The sequence below is a fragment of the Halopseudomonas sp. genome (genome assembly GCF_047631575.1).
Classification (GTDB): Bacteria; Pseudomonadota; Gammaproteobacteria; order Pseudomonadales; family Pseudomonadaceae; genus Halopseudomonas.
This window is the reverse complement of record NZ_JBLIAB010000003.1, coordinates 136,080-154,291: the sequence shown is the minus strand read 5'-3', so window position 1 is coordinate 154,291 and position 18,212 is coordinate 136,080. Positions and strand designations below refer to the sequence as shown.

General features: G+C 55.2%; 14 protein-coding genes and 1 pseudogene. 1 reads left to right on the top strand and 14 read right to left on the bottom strand.

From position 1 onward, the window contains the following. Positions 1 to 113 precede the first annotated feature (113 nt). From ACJAXR_RS07460 to ACJAXR_RS07435, 6 genes and pseudogenes are all read right to left on the bottom strand, one after another. Entirely contained in the window at positions 114 to 1,487 is a 1,374-nt protein-coding gene (locus tag ACJAXR_RS07460) for a C13 family peptidase (RefSeq protein ID WP_415057629.1), read from the bottom strand. After that, entirely contained in the window at positions 1,484 to 2,401 is a 918-nt protein-coding gene (locus ACJAXR_RS07455) for an endo alpha-1,4 polygalactosaminidase (protein WP_415057628.1), read from the bottom strand. The genes ACJAXR_RS07460 and ACJAXR_RS07455 overlap by 4 nt, the downstream gene beginning before the upstream one ends. Positions 2,402 to 2,437: 36 nt before the next feature. Then, the gene (locus ACJAXR_RS07450) at positions 2,438 to 2,920 is read right to left on the bottom strand and encodes a universal stress protein (RefSeq protein WP_415057627.1); all 483 of its coding nucleotides are present in this window, start codon (positions 2,918 to 2,920) and stop codon (positions 2,438 to 2,440) included. Continuing rightward, positions 2,892 to 4,511, bottom strand: a complete 1,620-nt coding sequence (locus tag ACJAXR_RS07445) for a BCCT family transporter (protein WP_415057626.1) — start codon at positions 4,509 to 4,511, stop codon at positions 2,892 to 2,894. The genes ACJAXR_RS07450 and ACJAXR_RS07445 overlap by 29 nt, the downstream gene beginning before the upstream one ends. A gap of 130 nt (positions 4,512 to 4,641) precedes the next feature. After that, on the bottom strand, positions 4,642 to 6,531 hold the full coding sequence (locus tag ACJAXR_RS07440; RefSeq protein WP_415057625.1) for a monovalent cation:proton antiporter-2 (CPA2) family protein: 1,890 nt from the start codon (positions 6,529 to 6,531) through the stop codon (positions 4,642 to 4,644). A gap of 97 nt (positions 6,532 to 6,628) precedes the next feature. Beyond that, positions 6,629 to 7,849, bottom strand: a pseudogene (locus ACJAXR_RS07435) (spinster family MFS transporter). Positions 7,850 to 7,953: 104 nt separating this feature from the next. Between ACJAXR_RS07435 and ACJAXR_RS07430 the strand changes: the two are divergent. After that, entirely contained in the window at positions 7,954 to 9,195 is a 1,242-nt protein-coding gene (locus ACJAXR_RS07430) for an MFS transporter (protein WP_415057624.1), read from the top strand. Between the two features lie 25 nt (positions 9,196 to 9,220). On the opposite strand, the gene ACJAXR_RS07425 is transcribed toward ACJAXR_RS07430, so the two are convergent. The 8 genes from ACJAXR_RS07425 to ACJAXR_RS07390 all read right to left on the bottom strand — a co-directional run bounded on the left by ACJAXR_RS07425 (position 9,221) and on the right by ACJAXR_RS07390 (position 18,152). Further along, complete coding sequence (locus ACJAXR_RS07425; protein WP_415057623.1) at positions 9,221 to 9,700, bottom strand: DUF1456 family protein; 480 nt, start codon at positions 9,698 to 9,700, stop codon at positions 9,221 to 9,223. A 69-nt stretch (positions 9,701 to 9,769) separates the two neighbouring features. Next, positions 9,770 to 10,018, bottom strand: coding sequence for a DUF3297 family protein (locus ACJAXR_RS07420; RefSeq protein ID WP_415057622.1), 249 nt, complete (start codon positions 10,016 to 10,018; stop codon positions 9,770 to 9,772). 524 nt (positions 10,019 to 10,542) lie between these two features. Then, positions 10,543 to 11,127, bottom strand: a complete 585-nt coding sequence (locus ACJAXR_RS07415) for a DJ-1/PfpI family protein (RefSeq protein ID WP_415057621.1) — start codon at positions 11,125 to 11,127, stop codon at positions 10,543 to 10,545. Between the two features lie 107 nt (positions 11,128 to 11,234). Continuing rightward, positions 11,235 to 11,498, bottom strand: coding sequence for a Txe/YoeB family addiction module toxin (locus ACJAXR_RS07410; RefSeq protein WP_415057620.1), 264 nt, complete (start codon positions 11,496 to 11,498; stop codon positions 11,235 to 11,237). Next, positions 11,495 to 11,737: a type II toxin-antitoxin system Phd/YefM family antitoxin gene (locus ACJAXR_RS07405; RefSeq protein ID WP_415057619.1), complete on the bottom strand. Its 243-nt coding sequence runs from the start codon at positions 11,735 to 11,737 to the stop codon at positions 11,495 to 11,497. The genes ACJAXR_RS07410 and ACJAXR_RS07405 overlap by 4 nt, the downstream gene beginning before the upstream one ends. A 105-nt stretch (positions 11,738 to 11,842) precedes the next feature. After that, positions 11,843 to 12,205 carry an NADPH-dependent FMN reductase gene (locus tag ACJAXR_RS07400; RefSeq protein ID WP_415057618.1) on the bottom strand — a complete coding sequence of 121 codons (363 nt, stop codon included), beginning with the start codon at positions 12,203 to 12,205 and terminating at the stop codon, positions 11,843 to 11,845. 605 nt (positions 12,206 to 12,810) lie between these two features. Continuing rightward, positions 12,811 to 13,851, bottom strand: coding sequence for an HD-GYP domain-containing protein (locus tag ACJAXR_RS07395; RefSeq protein WP_415057617.1), 1,041 nt, complete (start codon positions 13,849 to 13,851; stop codon positions 12,811 to 12,813). Next, positions 13,848 to 18,152, bottom strand: coding sequence for a PAS domain S-box protein (locus tag ACJAXR_RS07390; protein WP_415057616.1), 4,305 nt, complete (start codon positions 18,150 to 18,152; stop codon positions 13,848 to 13,850). Before ACJAXR_RS07390 ends, ACJAXR_RS07395 begins: the two co-directional genes overlap by 4 nt. Positions 18,153 to 18,212 lie beyond the last annotated feature (60 nt).

The window sequence follows — 18,212 nt, the reverse complement described above, 5'->3', positions numbered from 1 at the left end:
TCCTAGGCAATACAGGACCGCTGCGACGCTGTAACTCAAGTTTCAAAAAAGATTTGGCTGAAGCTGGTTACCTATGTATCTGCACCGGCGCTCCCTCCGCGCCAGCTTTATCTTTACTCTTGGCTAGCCACTCTCTGACTCAACCATTGCCGCAGAGTCTCGCCAAGATGAGCCTGGGGATAAGACCAACTCTCTTCTTTCATGCCAATCTCTTCTTCCCAGACGCGTATTTGCTGGTTGATCTGCGCGATCATGGCATCCGGATTGGTAAATGACAGGCCTACGCTCTGATACACCGCCTTGGTGAACCAGGTCATTTCCGAGTCGTCGCCACAGCCAAATGAGGTTCGATCTTCGCGGGCGGAGGCCAGGATCAATATATCGCTGTCCTTCATTTCGTTTAGCCAGTGACCTGAATAGCATGCAGAGACTACCAGCACTTTATGTCTAGCGTTTAACGGCTCGAGCATCTGCGCAAAGTCCTCAGGCGAGAGGTCTGGCAGATCCATTCCCGGTTGCTGCAACAACAGCTGGCCATCCTGGCTGCCGTGGCTGACCAGATGAATGACCAACAGATCTTCCTCGGGGTTCATCTGCTCATCCAGCGCCTTCAGGGCGGCGGCAATTGAGGGCCGGATAGCCAGAGGATAGGTTTGGTAGTCCCGATGATTGAGCAGCATGATGGCGCGATTCTCCACATCAAACTGTTTCTGCAGACCTGCCTTGGCCACCTGAATATCACGCATGAAAACGGACTCGGTACCGTCACCTCCTACTGCCAGAAAGTAGGCATCGGTGACCCCGGGGCGCTCAAGCTCCAGACCCGCGATCTGATCATTCAGACGTTGACGGTCCTCGGCCAGAATCTGCTCGGTAAGAGGCTGTGCTGTGGCCAGCGGGGCGGGCTGGTCGGCGTCAACATAGTCGCCGTACTCCCACATACCCGAAAGGCTCCCTGCCCCGTCGGGCGCATCGGCGTAAGAGTAGGTACCTTCGCCATGGTATAGCCAGTCACGAAACTCACCGTGATAGACGCCGTAGTCCGTCACGTGCTGTCCGGTGACCGGATCGCCGTCCACGAACTCAGCAAAATAGACACTGCCATTCACTTCGTAACGGCCTTGACCATTGAATTCATCGTTCTTGAAGGTACCCTCATACCGGATAGTGTCATCTTCGAATACGCCCTGCCCCGCCATTACTCCTTGCTGAAATTCGCCTTGGTAACGCCATCCTGCATGGGATTCAAGCTCACCCTGGCCCTGCCAATACCCATCGCGAAACTGACCGCTATAGATCATGCCACTGGCAAAGTGTTGAACACCCTGACCATGGAAAAGCCCTTCGTGGATTTCGCCGGAATAGGTACTACCGTCAGGAAGTCGGGCATCCGGTGGCATTAATGACGGAACGTCGCAAGCAGCAAGCAAGAGAGCAGCCATCAATGAGAGAGGTGTGCGAACGATACGCAGAAGGGCAGATGTCATGGTTTTTCTTCAGTCCTGGCAGGGGCATGAGGCAGTCCATTGGATGGCTGGCAGGCTATTCGAAAGGCATCGTCCAAACCCACTGGTAGGATCAGGGTACTGAACTCCAAGCTATTGGCTGTATCGCACAGGGCCATTGTCGCGGGGTTCTGGGCGAGAATATCACCCACTTTCGGGTATTCGGCATTCAAAACTGGCTTGCCTGCCTCGATAAAGGGCGCCAAGAGCTCGCACTCATCGTATTGAAAGCACTGCTCATTGACCGAAAAATCGTAATAATCGACCAGTACAGGGATTTGTTCAAGGTCGTTTTTCAGGCCAACCGCCAGACCGCGTCGATGGGCTTCATTGGCAATAAAGCGGTTGTAGGCAAGCTGGTCGCTGGCAGTAAAGTCAAAGCCGGAGTCGTTCAGGTAACCGTCTACATTATCCGGATCGACGCCGTCGCAGCCTTTAATAACAGCTAGATCGAGCCGGTCCTGCATAATGCGGTGCACATTGGCTGAACGTATATCCAGCCAGCGCTCGTCGGGCCAGCCAACGAGTGGGTGACCTAGCTCGTTGTCGTTAAACCGGACCTTATCCTCGCGAAAACTCTCATGGGAGCCGGCGGAAAAGTAGCAAATAACCTTACGACCCTCAGCCTGGAGCGACTTGATAGTGGCTTCAGACGTGTCAAAGAGGTCGAGCCCATACAGAGCAACGTCATAGTCCGTATTCAGCGGCTGCTCGTCACTGGCCTGCAGTTGCCATTGCCAGGTCACTCCCAGCGGCGGCGCATACCAATCGCCACCGATCATGGGCGCCACATCCACCGCCAATGGCATAGTCCGGCGCGGAACAGCCGAGTCTGACACGTGACATCCGGTGAGCAGCACGACACAGCCTGCTATTAACCACTTTGTTGCTGTCATGACACCTTCTGCTCAAAAAACGAAGGCCCAGGGGCGCTAATGAATGCCGCCAGCGCTGCCACCCTCTTCGTCCGCTTCCTGAGCACTGGGCTTCTCCAGTGACGGCAGCACAAGTACCGGACAGGGCGCATTGACCGAAATATACTCCACCGTTGCCCGACGCAAAGACCAGCGTCCACTGCTGCCACGGGATACCAGCACCATCAAGTCAGCACACAGCTGCCCTGCCAGGCCTACCAACTTCTCACCCGCGCTGCCCGCTACCACGTGCAGACTTGCGTTGCGATTCATAGGCAGGTATTTGCGCCCAAGCAGATCAAGTGTCTGCCGAACCTCCGCCTCTTTCTGCTCCGGCGCCTCTTCCGTCACATACGGAAAGAACCCACCGCCACCCGGACTGTACACACTGGCTAGGTGGAGCTCGCCGTCCTCGGCCAGCAGAGTCATGGCCGTCTCCAGAGCGCATTTGGCTTCGCCATCATCCTCAGGATCAATGGCGATCAACAGTTTCCGATACATGGTCGTTCTCCTGTGCAGTTTCAGCGGTGGCCACCACTTCCGGGAAAGCTTTCCCCTGAACCAGCTCATTCATGCTGTAGCCCCGATAGTCTGCCCTCAGAGCTCTGAAAAGCGCGACTGCCATAAAAATCAGCAGAATACAGAACGGCAAACCCAGGGACGTAATCACGTTTTGCAAGGCGTCCAGCCCACCAGCCAGCAACAGCGTACCGGCGATCACACCTTGAGCCACCGCCCAGAAAATACGCTGGCGCACCAGCGAAGGCTGGTCGTCCCGGCGCGTCAGCATATCAATGACCAAGGAAGCGGAGTCCGATGAGGTAGTAAAGAAAATCACTATAATCATCACGCTCAGGGCCGAGGCAAGCCCCGACAGCGGAAGAGCTTGCAGGAAAGCAAAAATGGCCACCGAAGGATCCTGCTGCACCTGCTCGGCAAGGGCTATCTGACCGTTCATTTCCACCTGAATAGCCGATAGGCCGAAGATGCCAAACCACACAAGAGTGAAGGCGGTAGGCGCGAACAGTACACCGGCCACAAACTCTCGGATAGTGCGCCCCCGGGAAATACGCGCAATAAAGATACCCACATAAGGCGCCCAAGAAATGGTCCAGGCCCAGTAGAACAACGTCCACTGCCGTTGCCAGTCAGTGTCCTTGAAGGTCTCGGTCCAGAATGCCAAACGCGGCAAGGCGTCAAGATAATCACCTATGCTCTGAACCATGCCCTCAGCAATGAAAACTGTCGGGCCAACGATAAAAACAAAGCCGAGCAAGGCCATGGCCAGCACAATATTGAGTTGCGACAGCCGCCTTACCCCCTTGTCCAAACCCAGCGCTACCGATATAGCAGCAATGCTGGTAATGACTGCAATCAGGATCACCTGCACCAGACCGGTAGAAGGCACATCAAATAGATAGTTCAGACCGCTGTTGAGCTGCAGCGTCCCAAGGCCCAGCGAAGTTGCCACGCCAAACAGGGTGCCCAGCACGGCAATCACATCCACTGCCCAACCCCAGGGTCCGAACGCACGGTCCCCAATAAGCGGGTAGAACAGACTGCTGATGCACATGGGCAGGTTATGGCGATAGGAAAAGTATGCGATTGCCAACCCGGGCATGGCAAAGATGGTCCAGGTGTGAAGACCGAAGTGGTAAAGCGCAATGGTCATGGCATCGCTGGCAGCCTGCTCCGAACCTGGCTGTACGCCATCAAAGGGTGGATTGGCAAAATGAGAAATGGGTTCCGCCACGCCCCAGAACATCAGAATAGTACCGATGCCGGCGGCGAACAGCATGGTAAACCAGGTCAGATTGGAGTAATCGGGACGGCTGTCATCCGCGCCCAGACGGATGTTGCCGTAGCGGCTGAATGCCAGACCGAGCAGAAAGATCAGCAGAGCGCTAACGGACAGAATGTAGAACCAACCGAGATTACGCGCCACCCAGCCAGTAAGCAGCCCAAAGCTGTCAGCAACAACAGCGTCGAACGGGATCGCCAGCGCAACAAACAGCGCTGCGATACCCGCCGAGGTGAAAAACACCCCCGGTATGATCTGCAGTCCCAAGCGGCGTTGCAGGCGTTCCAGCATGAGAGCCTCCGTCTATTCAACAGTATCCAAGGGAGGCCTTACGCTAACACACACGCCAACGGGTTATGGGACACAGGTCAATGTTGCACCAGTTACCCGCAGGAAGCTTCCAACCCGAGATTGATCGTGGTCAGTCATTCGCTTGCGGCGGCGTCCAGACCGGAACATCTTCCTTTTTGGGCTCCTCCCAATCTTTCTGCATGGCGCTGCTCAATGCGCCTTCCAGCTTCATGAACAGCTCTCCATAGCGGGGACTGAAGGCAATGCCCTCTTCGATCTCTTTCCAGGCAGCGAACAACTCATCCTCATGGGCCGCTTCGTTTTGCACGAAGGACCATGTCATTTGCTTAGCCCTTAGCGGATGAATACCCAGCGCCGTGAGCGCATGGCCACCCAACTCGAGTGCAGAATGATACGTCTCGCTGACTACGTCATCGGCACCAGCGGCCCTCAGTTCATAACCATGGCCACGGTCAAACGCACGGGCCAAAACCCAGACACCCGGATAAAGCTTTTTCACATGTTCGACCATTTGCGTCGCCCGGTGACGATCATCAATAGCAACCACCAGTAAACGAGCGCTGGCAATCCCAGCGGTTTTAAGTAGATCGTGGCGGCTGGCATCGCCAAAAAAGCTTTTGATATGAATCTGACGCACGTTCTCGATCTGTTTGATCTCATGATCCAGAACAACAATAGGTATGTTGTTGGCCCTGAGTAGCCGACAGACAATCTGCCCGAAGCGCCCCACACCAGCCACAATCACCGGCGCGATCTCATCTATGGTGTCCGCCTCGCGATCATCATTTTGTGAACGCCTATAACGGGGCAGCACCACCCGATCGTAAATGATGAACAGTACTGGCGTGAGGAACATGGAGAACGCCACAACCAACGAGAGAATCTGTGCGATGTCATCGGGAATGACACTGTTCTGCACGCTGTACGTCAAAAGCACAAAACCGAATTCGCCGGCTTGGGCAAGACTCAGCGTAAACAACCAGCCGTTACTGCCCTTGATCCGAAAAATAAGCGCCAGCGCCAACAAGATCAACGCTTTAACTGTGAGGACAGCCACCCCGAGGGACACCACCGTGGCCCACTCCTGGGCCAATATATCGAAGTTTATGCCAGCCCCAACCGTAATAAAAAAAAGTCCCAGAAGCAGGCCTTTAAAAGGTTCGATATTAGCTTCAAGTTCATGCCGAAATTCGCTGTTGGCCAGCACTAGGCCGGCCAGAAAGGCACCCAGTGCGGGCGACAGATTCACCAGGCTCATCAGCGCAGCAATACCGATTACCAACATCAGCGCCGTAGCGGTAAATACTTCCCGCAGGCCCGACTGCACAACGTAACGAAAGAGCGGACGGCTAAGATAGTAGCCACCGACAATCACCGCGGCGACGGCAACGATCACCACCAATGCGTGCGCCCAACCGGGCAGATTTGCCACCAGACTAAGATCACTATGTTGCGCAACGGCACCGGCAGAGCCGCCCATCAATGCGGGCAACGCCAGGAGTGGAATCAACGCCAACATGGGTATCACTGCGATGTCCTGGAACAGCAGGACCGAAAAGGAGCTACGCCCTCCTTCCGTTTTCTCCAAGCCTTTTTCTTCCAGGGTTTGCAGCACAATTGCCGTGGAGGAAAGCGCAAACACAAAACCAACCGTCAACGCCGTTTGCCAGACGAGTCCCAGCCACCACGCCACAAGCATGCCAGCGGCAGCTGTCAGCACGACCTGCAAGCCGCCCAGGCCGATCAGGCGTACACGCATTGCCCATAGAGCTTTGGGATCAAGCTCCATGCCCACCAGAAATAACATCATCACTACGCCAAACTCGGCAAAGTGCTGGATGGTCGTGGTTTCCTGCCCAACCAGACCCGTGACCGGACCGATCACGACGCCTGCGACCAAATATCCCAGCACCGATCCCAAACCAAAGCGTTTCGCCAGCGGGACGGCAATAACGGCGGATACCAGATAGATAAAGGCCTGAATAAAATAGGCGGTCATAACGGGATATCCTTGAAGGCCATGAGAGCACAGACAATGACTACTGAATCGAAGCGGATTGCAGACCTAGCTTACCCGCCTTCACACCCTCAAAAAATCAGCGACTAACCAACTCGGACGCAGAGGCACGTAAGCCGTCTTTCATTTTTCGGGCATCAGCAACAAAGGTGCGCGAAGCACAAAACAGCGCCAGCATAGCCACCAACAGACCGAGCGGAATCAAGAGCATAGCGTCATGCAAACCCTGCGCCTTGAACACTTCATTCATCTGCTCGGCACCGGCCGCCAGCTGCGCGGCGTTTGAGAAGTAATCGGACAACAAGCCAACCGCCAAAGGGCCCATACCACCGCCCAGCAAATACAAGGCAGCAAAAAACAGCGCCATAGCCGTACCCCGCAAGCGCGGTTCAATCACATCCTGCATAGCAGTATAGGTCGTAGTGAAAAAGTTATAGGAAAACAGCCAACCAATGGCGAATATCCCTACAAACATGCTCACCTCAATCTGCCCGGCAATCAGCGCATAGGCGGTTGCCGCTGCAGCAATCAACATACTGATTGCACCAAATAGCATGCGGCCTCTGGCCCAGCGATGATGCACTTTATCGGTAATCCAACCGCCGAGGGTCAGGCCGATCAAACCGGTCACACCAACGATAAGACCCGTTGCCACCGCGGCTTGCTGCAGTGGCAGATTAAAATAGCGTTGCAATAAAGGTACATAAAGGTGTTGCACGCGTAGGACGCAAAATTAAACGCCAGTCCAGCCAACACCAGCCACCAAAAGGTGGGAACCGCAAAAATCTTTCGTACCGGATTGCTTACCGGGTCAGTCGAAGCTTGCGCTACCTCGGACGAACCGCGCAGTGGCTCTTTAATCCTGAAAATAAATATTGCCAGGATTAGCCCGGGTACCGCCGCGATGAAAAACGGTGCCCGCCAGCTATCAAAGGCCGTCACCATCAAACCCACAGTGAAATAAGCCAGTAACAGGCCCACCGGCATCCCCAGCATAAAAATGCCCATCGTCCGGGCACGCATGTGCGCCGGAAACAGATCTCCAATCATTGAATTGGCAGCCGGTGCGTAGCTGGCCTCACCCACACCAACCCCCCATACGGATGATCAGGAAGCTCATGAAACTCCCGGCAGCACCAGTCAAAGCGGTAAAACCACTCCAGACCGCCAGACCCCAGCCCATGATCTTGCGGCGAGAGCCAATATCAGCCATGCGACCGAGCTGAATTCCCGCCAGCGCAGACACCACCGTGTAAAACAGTGCCCGCCAAACATTTTTCGCTTGCTTTGGTTGTTGCATTTATCAACCTCCATTGTTGTTGTTTTTGCAACCCAAGCAAGATGCTACCACCGCAGAAAAAGGGTAACCTGCCCCCTGTAAAACAAGGTGATAAGAGAGTTTCAATGCCCCAAAGCATGAACCGCCCAAACATATTCATTACCGTGCTGTGCGGTACCCTAACGTCCCTGGTTGTGATTGGCTTTGGCCGTCTGGCATACGGGGTCATATTGCCCTCAATGCGCACAGACCTAGGATTGTCCTATCAGCAAGCCGGCATTCTCAGCACGGTCTCGGCCCTTTGCTATGTCTGCTTCGTTCTGATCGGCGGTCTGGCGGCTGCACGTTGGGGAGCCAAGGCATCAATCGTGTTTGGCATGCTCATGGTGGTGCTGGGCTTTGTAGGTCTCGCGTTTGCAGCGAATTTCTGGCTGCTGGCGATCCTGATGGGGTTGCTGGGTATCGGCGCCGCCTTCGCGTTTGCACCCATGGTGGCCTTGTTGGCCGCTTGGTTTCCCGAGAAACGGGGGCTGGTAATCGGCTGCATGACCAGTGGTGTGGGTATCGGTATTCTAGCAACCGGCTTACTGGTGCCTTTTCTGTTCACCGCGTTTGGAGATCAGGGTTGGCGCGTCAGCTGGGCTGTGTTTGCAGGCACTGCCCTGTTCGTCGCAGTGATGATTAGCCTGTTCGTACACAATCCCCCGCGAGCTCATACCAGCGCCGGGGGCCAACTGCCAGCAGACGAAAAGTGGTTGATCTACCGTAACCCTCGCGTGCTTATTGTAGCCGCCACCTATGGCATTATCGGTCTGGGCTATATCGTTCAGACGGTATTTATGGTCAGTTTTATGGTGGAGAGCGGGTACAGCGAATCCACTGCAGGACGCTATGTAGCGATGATGGGCCTGCTATCAATTATTGCAGGGCCGCTGTGGGGTTGGGTATCCGACTTCTGGGGGCGAGGGAATGCCCTGTCGATATCGATCTTCCTGGTAATCGTATCCATGGGATTACCACTCATTGAGCAGACGCTGCCCTACTTCTTCTTTCACTTCGTGATTATGGGGGTGTCTCTCAACGGGGTCTTTGCGATGATTCAAACCAGTGCAACAGACCAGGTCGCACCCCGTTATATCCCCATCGCATTCAGCTTTGCGACCCTGTTCTTTGCCGTTGGCCAGTTCCTCGGCCCAGCCATCGCAGGCTGGCTAATCGGCACCTCAGGAGGCTTTACCGCCGCGTTTGGCTTTACCATGTTGGTCCTGACCACTGGTTTTGCTTTGACACTCGTGATCCGCCGTTTTCCCAATGAGCTTGCGGTGGGGGAGCCGAGCGCAACCCCGAACAAAACCAATGCGCCATGATATGAATCGGATAAGTAACGACTGACTATGACTCCAGTTCAGAATCCCCTGGTCTCAATTGGAGCTGAATACCTGACAAGAATTTGCGAAGAATTTGATCTTTACACTCTCGATAATTCTTGTTGTCTGGCTTACGGAAAAAAGCACTTAATTCGTGCTTACTCAAACGAAAATCAGCCAACTCCATAATATCCAGAACATCTTCGGCTTTTAAATTAAGCGCAATCCGCAATTTCTGGAAAACCATATTATTATTCAGGCGTTCTTCTAATACTGGCTGCGCCCCATCACGCTTACCGCGCTTGAAGTTAATAAATCCATTCAGAAAAGCGACCAGTTCTCTATCTTGCATTTTAAGATAGGTATCATCCTCTTCCTTTTTCAACCATGCACTCACCTGATCTGCTGTAACAGCACAATCTGCTAATGAGAAAATGTCGATTACCACGCTGTCCTTCAAATCAAATGTATAACGTACACGGCGTAAAATATCATTATTGGTCAAAATATATTCCCTAGTCTTAGGTAAACTGAGCGCAATCAAAAGGTCACAAGCATCACATTACTGGGTAACTTAACTATAAAAGGCCTCAACCTTACCTTTCAGGATAATCAACAGGGGTTGCCCGCGACGATCCAACGCTTTCGGCGAAGGGGTTTTTACCCAACCTTCACTGATGCAATATTCCTCGACATTGGTACGCTCTTTTCCATTCAGCTTGATACCGATATTATTTTCAAAAATCTCTTCCACGTAGTGCGGGCTGCGGGGATTGCTGGATAGCCGATCTGGTAGGGCTGGTAGTGACTTGGTGTCATTCATTTTAATAACCTGGAGCGAAGATAAAGCCGAAAATTATAGTCAAAACAGAACCTGCACTCAAGAACTAGATTAGGACTTAAAGGCACAGAACAGATACATTCAACAAACCACAGTTAACTGGTTTTTTTATCTATCGTTATTTCAATTGATTTGCAATCACCAGCAAACCATTTCTGAAAATATAAAGTACCCAATATAGGGGCAGTGCCTTCGTCAGGAGTCTCCTTGTAACGAACGCTATTTTTTGTTTCTTTCTCATATTCAAACATTATTACTTTCTTCAAAATACATCTTCCCTCTAACTAACGTCAAAAATCGTAATTGCTTAATAGCACACGGCCGATTTGTCAAAAAAGCGATAAATATTGCTGCGCGCCTCAGTTGCGGTATTGTCGATCATGATGCACCGCTGACGTGCTCGGCCTGTGTCTAATGTACGTTTCCAAGTACGTACGTCAAGACGAACACTCTGTAGAACGCGGGGCGAAGCGGCGGATGAGAAACCGACCGCCTTACGCGGTTTATTATGTGTTTTGTGTCCATGCGAATTCCATTTGACGCGCTGTGTTTTCCGCCAATTTTTCACTGTGCAATCTACTCACCAGGTGCAGGCTCATATCAATACCAGCAGATATGCCGCTTGAGCTCACAATACTGCCCTCATCAACCCATCGAACACCTTCGAGTACATCGAGGCGGCCGAACATTGTTCTAAGCTCTGGGATGTCTTCCCAATGTGTCGTGACCTTGCACGACAGAGTCTGAATAGCATTGGCCAGTAAAAAGATACCAGTGCAAACGGTAGCCATCAGCTTCACGGACTCAGCTTGACGCTTGATCCAATTGATGACCGTCGTATTTTCCATTTGAGCGGTATGAACACCGCCCGAAATAATCAGCACATCTAGTGGCGGGTGATCCTCGATCGAATAACCTGGAAGGACCTTGTAACCGCCGCGGGCCGAAACGGTTGCACCGCCCTCGGCAATTAAAAACACTGAGAACGGATTTTCAGTTTCACACAAACGCGATGCGGTGGAGAAGACTTCGAATGGCCCAGAAAAATCGAGGACTTCAGCGTCAGGGTAGATAAAAATACCAATATTCACTTAGTTCTCCAAAAACACAGAACGCAAAGCTTTGTGGCAAGTTTGGAGCCGCTAGATAAGCCACGAAGCGGTGGAAAAATTGTCCGGCAACAGCGGCTAGTTATGCATCATTCGTAGTGACTCCAGAGCCTGAGAACTTTCACCACTCGCTCGTCCTCGAGTACTTGGTAGACCAGACGATGTTGAATGTTGATGCGACGTGAGTAGGCTCCCGCAAGATCACCGATTAGCTTTTCAAACGGAGGCGGTTTGCGATATGGGTCTACCGCAATCAGTTTCAACAATTCCTGGGCTTTTGGCTTGAGGCCTCTGGAGGCCAATTTCTTTGCATCTTTCTGGGCTAGCTTGGCGTAAACCAACTTCCATGTCACCAGTCCAGCTCCTCATCGCATTGGTTCACAGGGGTATCCATCCCCTCACGAATAGACTCCCGCATACCTGGTACGGAGAGCAGGTAAAGTGTTTCTTGAATTGCCGACCAGTCTTCTTCGGATACCAAGACGGCTTTGTTCCGTTTACCCATGATGACGATTGGTTGGTGGGACTCAGCGGTCTCGTCAATCAACCGATAAAGGTTGCTGCGCGCCTCAGTTGCTGTGATTCCGGTCATGAAGCACCTCTTGCGTGTTCAATTTTTCACCAAGTGTACGCTTTAAAGTACGTACGTCAAGACGAACGTCTTGCATAACATCCGGCTTACGCGCCGATTGTTATGCTAATCGCACGAAGAGACGTTGCGTTCGGATGGATCCGTCTTGAAATCCTTTACCAGCTTATGCGGGTCAACCTGCGTTCGATATTCCTTCGCTGCTTGAGCCCACCAAGTCAATTGATTGAATGTTCGGCCAAAATAATCAAAACATGCGTCTTGATCCTCTCGGACCAGCATTGAACCATCTGCGTTAAAAATTTCTTGAGCCTTGGGCACATGTATCATTGCAGAAACTGGCAGGCAGCCCAGTTCCGAAAGAAACGTACGCATTCCAACAGCTGCACGCATCCCGCCCCATTGCCCTGCTGAATACGTAATGATCGCGCTCGGCTTACAGGAAAACAAAGAACTGCCAAAGTGGTTCATCGGCTGGAGTACCTTGTTATGGATCAGCCAAGCCGGGAAATCCGGCCCCCAAGACCAGTTTAGTAACAGCCAACTGGCTACGCCAGTAGCCACTGCATTTTGGGAGATGGTCGTCTATGTCCCCCACTCGCGAATGGTAGAAGATGTGAAGTGCTACGGCGGGAAGAACATAAGACCCTGGGTAGTTCCGGCTTGGAATGAACGCCAAACGAAGAAAGGGTGCGACAGTCAGAAACCCGGCGGCAGGCAAACCACACGATGCGCAGGATCCACGGCTGAGCGCCGGAGGGCTGCGGTATGTCTTAAATTGAATATTGTTAGTCTCGGGCAGAACAACGCTTTTGGCCCAGAGTAAGGTTACGTCAGCGAACGGCGCGCGATACAACGACTGGCAAATAGTGCAGTGGCACACGAACCTTGCGAATGGGCGACTAGTAATGGCAAAAGTGGATTTGCCACAAGGACAGCTACAGGTCTGGTTAATCATTTCTGCCACGAGTGACCTCCAATGTAATTGGAGGTCAGATGTACATTAATGCTTGGTGAAATGCTCATTTGACCGTATAACACCCGAAATTAGTGGCCACCGGCCGGCGATCTTAGGATCATTCTAGTTCAGCCCCGACGGTCTTCGGGATTGAGTAGTTAGAGTCCAATACACCTACTTCGGCATCGTCCCAGTGGCTCTGGATGGCAAGAATCTGTGGCAGGATGCCGTTAAATAAAACCACCAGTTCCGGGTCGAAGTGCGTGCCTGAGCCGGCTTCGAGTTGCACCAATATCATCGCCAGCGGCCACGGCTCCTTGTAGGGTCGCTTCATGCTCAGCGCATCGAACACATCAGCCATCGCTACGATGCGTGCCGACTGAGGTATGTCCTGGCCTTTCAAGCCCGCCGGGTAGCCGCTGCCATCCCACTTTTCGTGATGGCACAGCGCAATCTCGGCGGCCAGCTTGAAGACGGGCGCATCGCTCGCGCTCAAGATGTCGAAGCCTATCTGCGGATGCGTGCGCATGACGATCCACTCCTCCTCATTCAGCGGCCCGGGCTTGCGCAGAATGGCCTGCGGCACACCGAGCTTGCCGGTGTCGTGCATCGGTGCGGCCAGTTCCAGGCGCGCACTGCTGTCGTCGTCCCAGCCGCAGGCCACGGCCAGGGCGCGCGAGTAGGCCGCCATGCGCCAGATATGGGCGCCGGTATCGGTGTCGTTGTAATGCCCGGCGTGGCCCAGCATCAGGATCGCTGCGTGGTAGCTTTGCTCCAAGGCGCTCACCTGCACGCGCGCCAGATGCGCGCTCACTCTGGCCCGCACAATCTGGGGCATGAGTGGCTTGACGATGTAGTCCACGCCGCCGGCTTCGAAACCGGCCGCCTCATGCGCGGCGTCGCCATAACCCGTGACAAAGATGACCTGCATGTCGTGCGCGGAGTCGAGCTGCCTGATCTGTCGGCATAACGCGTAGCCATCGATGTCTGGCAAGCCAATATCGAGCAACACCAGTGAGGGCCTGTGCTTGACCACGGCCCTTAGCGCCTCAGCTCCATTGCGGGCCGTCACCAGCGTATAGCTGTCCGCCAGAATACCATCCATGATGGCCAGGTTGGCCGGTTCGTCGTCCACGATCAATATCGTTTTAAGGCTCATGATTTCATCTCAAAATCTATTGTGTAATCGACTGCGATCTGAAGCGTGTGGGCTTCTGCACCCCGAAAGTCGTAGCCCAGCACGCTGACCTCAATGGCGGCCAGCGCGCCTGTCGGTAACTGCTGGGCCAGCGCCGTCATCTCTTTCTTGATTCGCGCCGGATCGTCAGAGTCCAGTGCCTGCAGCAATTGGTTCAGCTGTTTCTTCAGCGCCAACTGCTCAGGCGCAGACAAGAGCGGCGCTGCAACTGCGGCTGTACCGGTTGCCGCATTGGCCTGATCAACAGGCGGCGCGTAGCTGTTGATCTCTGCCAGCACCGCCGCCAGCGCCCGGCTCAAATCGACCAGTGCCGACTCGACATCGTCCTGCATGCCCAGCACCCGCCCTAACTCCTGCGCGGCGCGGCGGGTATCAGGCAAGGCCAGGTTGGCCGCTACCCCCGAGAGTTTGTGGGCCAGCGCGGCAGCGCCGGGCCGGTCGCTACTGGCCAGGTGGGTGCGCATCGTCTCGGCGGCGTCTCGGTAACTCTCGGCAAAGCGGCGCAGATAGGTCTGGTAGGACGCCAGGTCTGACCAGATGGCCAATCCCTGTGCGGCATCCATGACCCCCACCGGCGCGGATGCTTCTGGAGCGGTCGCGAGCGCTGACGTGGCCACCGCATCGAGGCAAGTTCCCTCTGCCACGGCTGCCTGCAGCTTGGCGGGTCGGCGCAAGCGCCGAATCAAGTCAACGGTGAGCGGCACATCAAAGGGCTTGCTGGCAAACGCCGTCATGCCAGCGTCCATGGCCTCCTGCCGCTGCGACTCGAACGCCCCAGCAGTCAGGACCACAATGGGCAGGTCGTCGAACTCGGGCAGGCGGCGCAGGCGGCGTGTGGCCTCCAATCCGTCGAGCACCGGCATTTGCATGTCCATCAGCACCAGGTCCACCTCCAAGGGGTGCGCCAGCAACCAGTCCAGGGCCTGTTGACCGTCTTCGGCCAGGGCCACCGTGGCGGCGTGACCCGTCAAGATGCGTTGCGCCACCTCGCGGTTGATGTCGGAGTCGTCTACCACCAACACGCGTACTCCCGCCAGCAGGTCGCTGGCTGCGCCCACGACCGAAGGCGCACTGTGTTGAGGGGCGCTGCAATGGAGCTGCGCCTGCAGCACCGCTTGCTTGAGGGCGGATGCAGTCACGGGCTTGCTCAGAGTGGCATCTGCCAGTTCTGCGCCTGTCTGGCTGGCAAGCTTCGTGATGTCATGGGCCGTGGCCATGATCACGATCGGACATTCGCTCTGGGACATGCCGGCGCGGATGGCGCGCATCACGGCCAGCCCGTCCATACCCGGCATCTTCCAGTCCAGCAGCACTACATCCGGGTACTTGGCACCCTGGTGCTCAAGCAGGAGCGCCAGTGCTGAGGCACCGGAGTCGAGCTTATTCACGCGCCAACCCAGTTGCTGCGCCACCGCGCCCAGCGCTTGCAACGAGACCTCGCTGTCGTCGACGATCAGCAACTCAAGTTCGGCCAGACTATCGAGTGCGTCCTGCGCCGCCTCGACGCGCTTGAGCGGCAGGGTAAACCAGAACTCACTGCCCTGGCCGGGCACGCTGTTAAGACCCAGCTCACTGCCCATCAAGGCCACCAGTTGGCGGCTGATCGAGAGCCCCAGGCCGGTGCCGCCAAAGCGCCGGGTGGTGGACGTGTCGGCCTGGGTGAAGGCTTCAAAGACACCGCCTTGCTTCTCAGGGGCGATACCGATACCGGTGTCGTGAACACTGAAGCGCAGCCAATCGGTCTCATCGGTGCGCCCCGGCAATTCGATGCGCACCTCGATGCTCCCGCTATGTGTGAATTTGGCCGCGTTGCTCACCAAGTTGATCAGCACCTGCTGCAAGCGCGTGGCGTCGCCCATGATGCTGTGCACGCCTTCGGGCAGGGGCGAGACGACAGCTTCAATGTCTTTATCGCCAATGGCCATCCCCAGGGCCGTGGCCACGTTGTCAACGACCGTCTCCAGATCGAAGGTGGCCTGCTCCAAGATCATCTGGCCAGCTTCAATTTTTGACATATCCAAGATGTCGCTGATGAGGCCCAGCAACATGCGACCCGAGCTCCTGATCTTGCGCACCATCTGTTGCGCGTTCAGGTCAATGTTGGCCTGTTCCAGCAAATAAGCCAGGCCCAAAATCGCGTTGAGCGGCGAGCGGATCTCGTGGCTCATGTTGGCCAGGAAGATGCTCTTAGCCTCGTTGGCGGCTTCGGCCTGCGCGCGTGCCGCCAACACTGCGGCCTGGCTAGACTTCTGGGCCGTAACGTCCTGATGGGTTCCTGACATTAGCAGGGGTTTGCCATCGGCCGTTCGGCTCGTCACGCGGCTGCTGCAATGCAGCCACACCCAGTGCCCGTCCTTGTGGCGCACACGCGCGTCGAATGCATAGTGACCTGACTGATGGGCCAGGTGCTCATTCAGCAGTCTTTTCATACCCTCCAGGTCTTCCGGGTGAATGCGATTCGTCCAGGTCTTCATGCGGGCTGGCATTAACTCTGCGTGCCCGAACCCTATGTAGTTTGCACTGCGCTCGTCCAACGAAAGCGCGTCCGACTGCAAGTCCCATTCAAAAGTGCCGACATTCGCGCCATCGAGAGTGTCGAACAGGCGTCTGCGCTCCTCGGTCAGAATCGCCATATTGCGTTGGCGCTCCGTAATGTCCCGTATGGCGCCGACAAACATCATCTGGCCAACTGCCCCCATCTCAGTCAGTGCCAGTTCCAGCGGAAACTCGCCGCCGTCCGCACGCAGCCCATGCACTTCGACTACTCCGTGGACCCGCCTCGCTTCACCGGCGCGCAGACGCGCCAAACCCGCCGAATGAGCGTCGCGGTAGCGCGGCGGCATCAGCAGGGTCAGGGGCTGACCGATGGTCTGGGCTTCGGTCCGACCGAACATTTTCTCCGCCGCGCCGTTGAACGACTGCACGATGCCCTGATTGTCCATGGTGATGATCCCGTCCGCGATGGTATCGACCACCGCCTTGACCAGTTGCGAAGATCTCTGCAATTCACGCTCGCTCTGCTTGCGTGCGGTAATGTCACGTGCGATCTTGGTCAAGCCTGTGACAATGCCATGCTCATCAATGAGCGGGGAGATCGTGATGGAGACATCGATCAATGAACCGTCCTTGCGCCGCCTCACCGTCTCGAAGTGATCCACGCTCTCATCGTGCGCGATCTTCGCCAGTATCTCGGATTCCTCATTTATTTGCTCGTGGGGGATCACCAGCCCCATAGACTGACCGATCGCTTCATCGGCGCGATAGCCGAATATCCTTTCAGCCCCTGGGTTCCAGCTGGTAATGATGCCGTCCAGTGTCTTGCTGATGATCGCGTCGTCGCTGGATCGCAAAATGGCTTGCTGCAGCCTTTGGGTGAGTTGCAACTCCTTGCGATAGGTAATATCACGCACGATGCCAGTAAACCTGCGCTTGCCGTTGATTAGCATCTCGCTTACGGTGAGATCCATCGGGAATGTGCTTCCGTCCCGGCGCTGTCCGATGAATTCCCGGCCGATGCCGATGGTTTTATGTGTGCCGAGGGTAAAGAAATTCTGCAGATAGCTATCTTGTTGACTACGATATGGCTCGGGCATGAGCATCTTGACGTTGTGGCCGATGACTTCGGCCCCGTTATAGCCGAACAGATCTTCCGCGGCTGGATTGAAAATCTCGATCAGGCCCCGGTGGTCGATGGTCACGATGCCATCGGCCACGTTATCGATGAGTGACTTCAGGACGGTTTGCGCCAAGCGCGCACGCTGCTCACTTTCTTCCAACGCCGAGCGCGCCACTTCCTCTTCCACGCAATCGGCAAGGTCGCGCAGCGTGGCGATGTCCTCGGCGCTGAATTCCCTCCGCCGCACATCGATAATGCACAGCGTACCGACTCGCTCGCCGCTCGGCGCACGCAACGGCGCCCCAGCATAGAAACGGATATTGGGATTGCCGGTTACTAACGGATTGTCAGCGAAGCGCGGATCCTCAGAGGCATCGGGGACAATCATGATGTCCTGGTTCAGGATGGCGTGGCCGCAGAAGGAGATCTCGCGTGATGTCTCGGCCACGTCCAGCCCTACGCACGACTTGAACCACTGCCGCCCCTCATCGACCAGAGACACCAAGGCGATCGGGACGTCGAAATATCGCTGTACGACTCGAGTGATGCGGTCAAAGCGCGCTTCGGCGGGCGTATCGAGCACCTTGAGCGCATGCAACGCCGCCAAGCGTTCCGTTTCGTTTGCAGGGAGGTCGGGAGCCTTCACTGTATTTGCGTCATCTTGACGAGGTCAACGCAAGAACCACGCCGCGAAACGTCGTGGGCA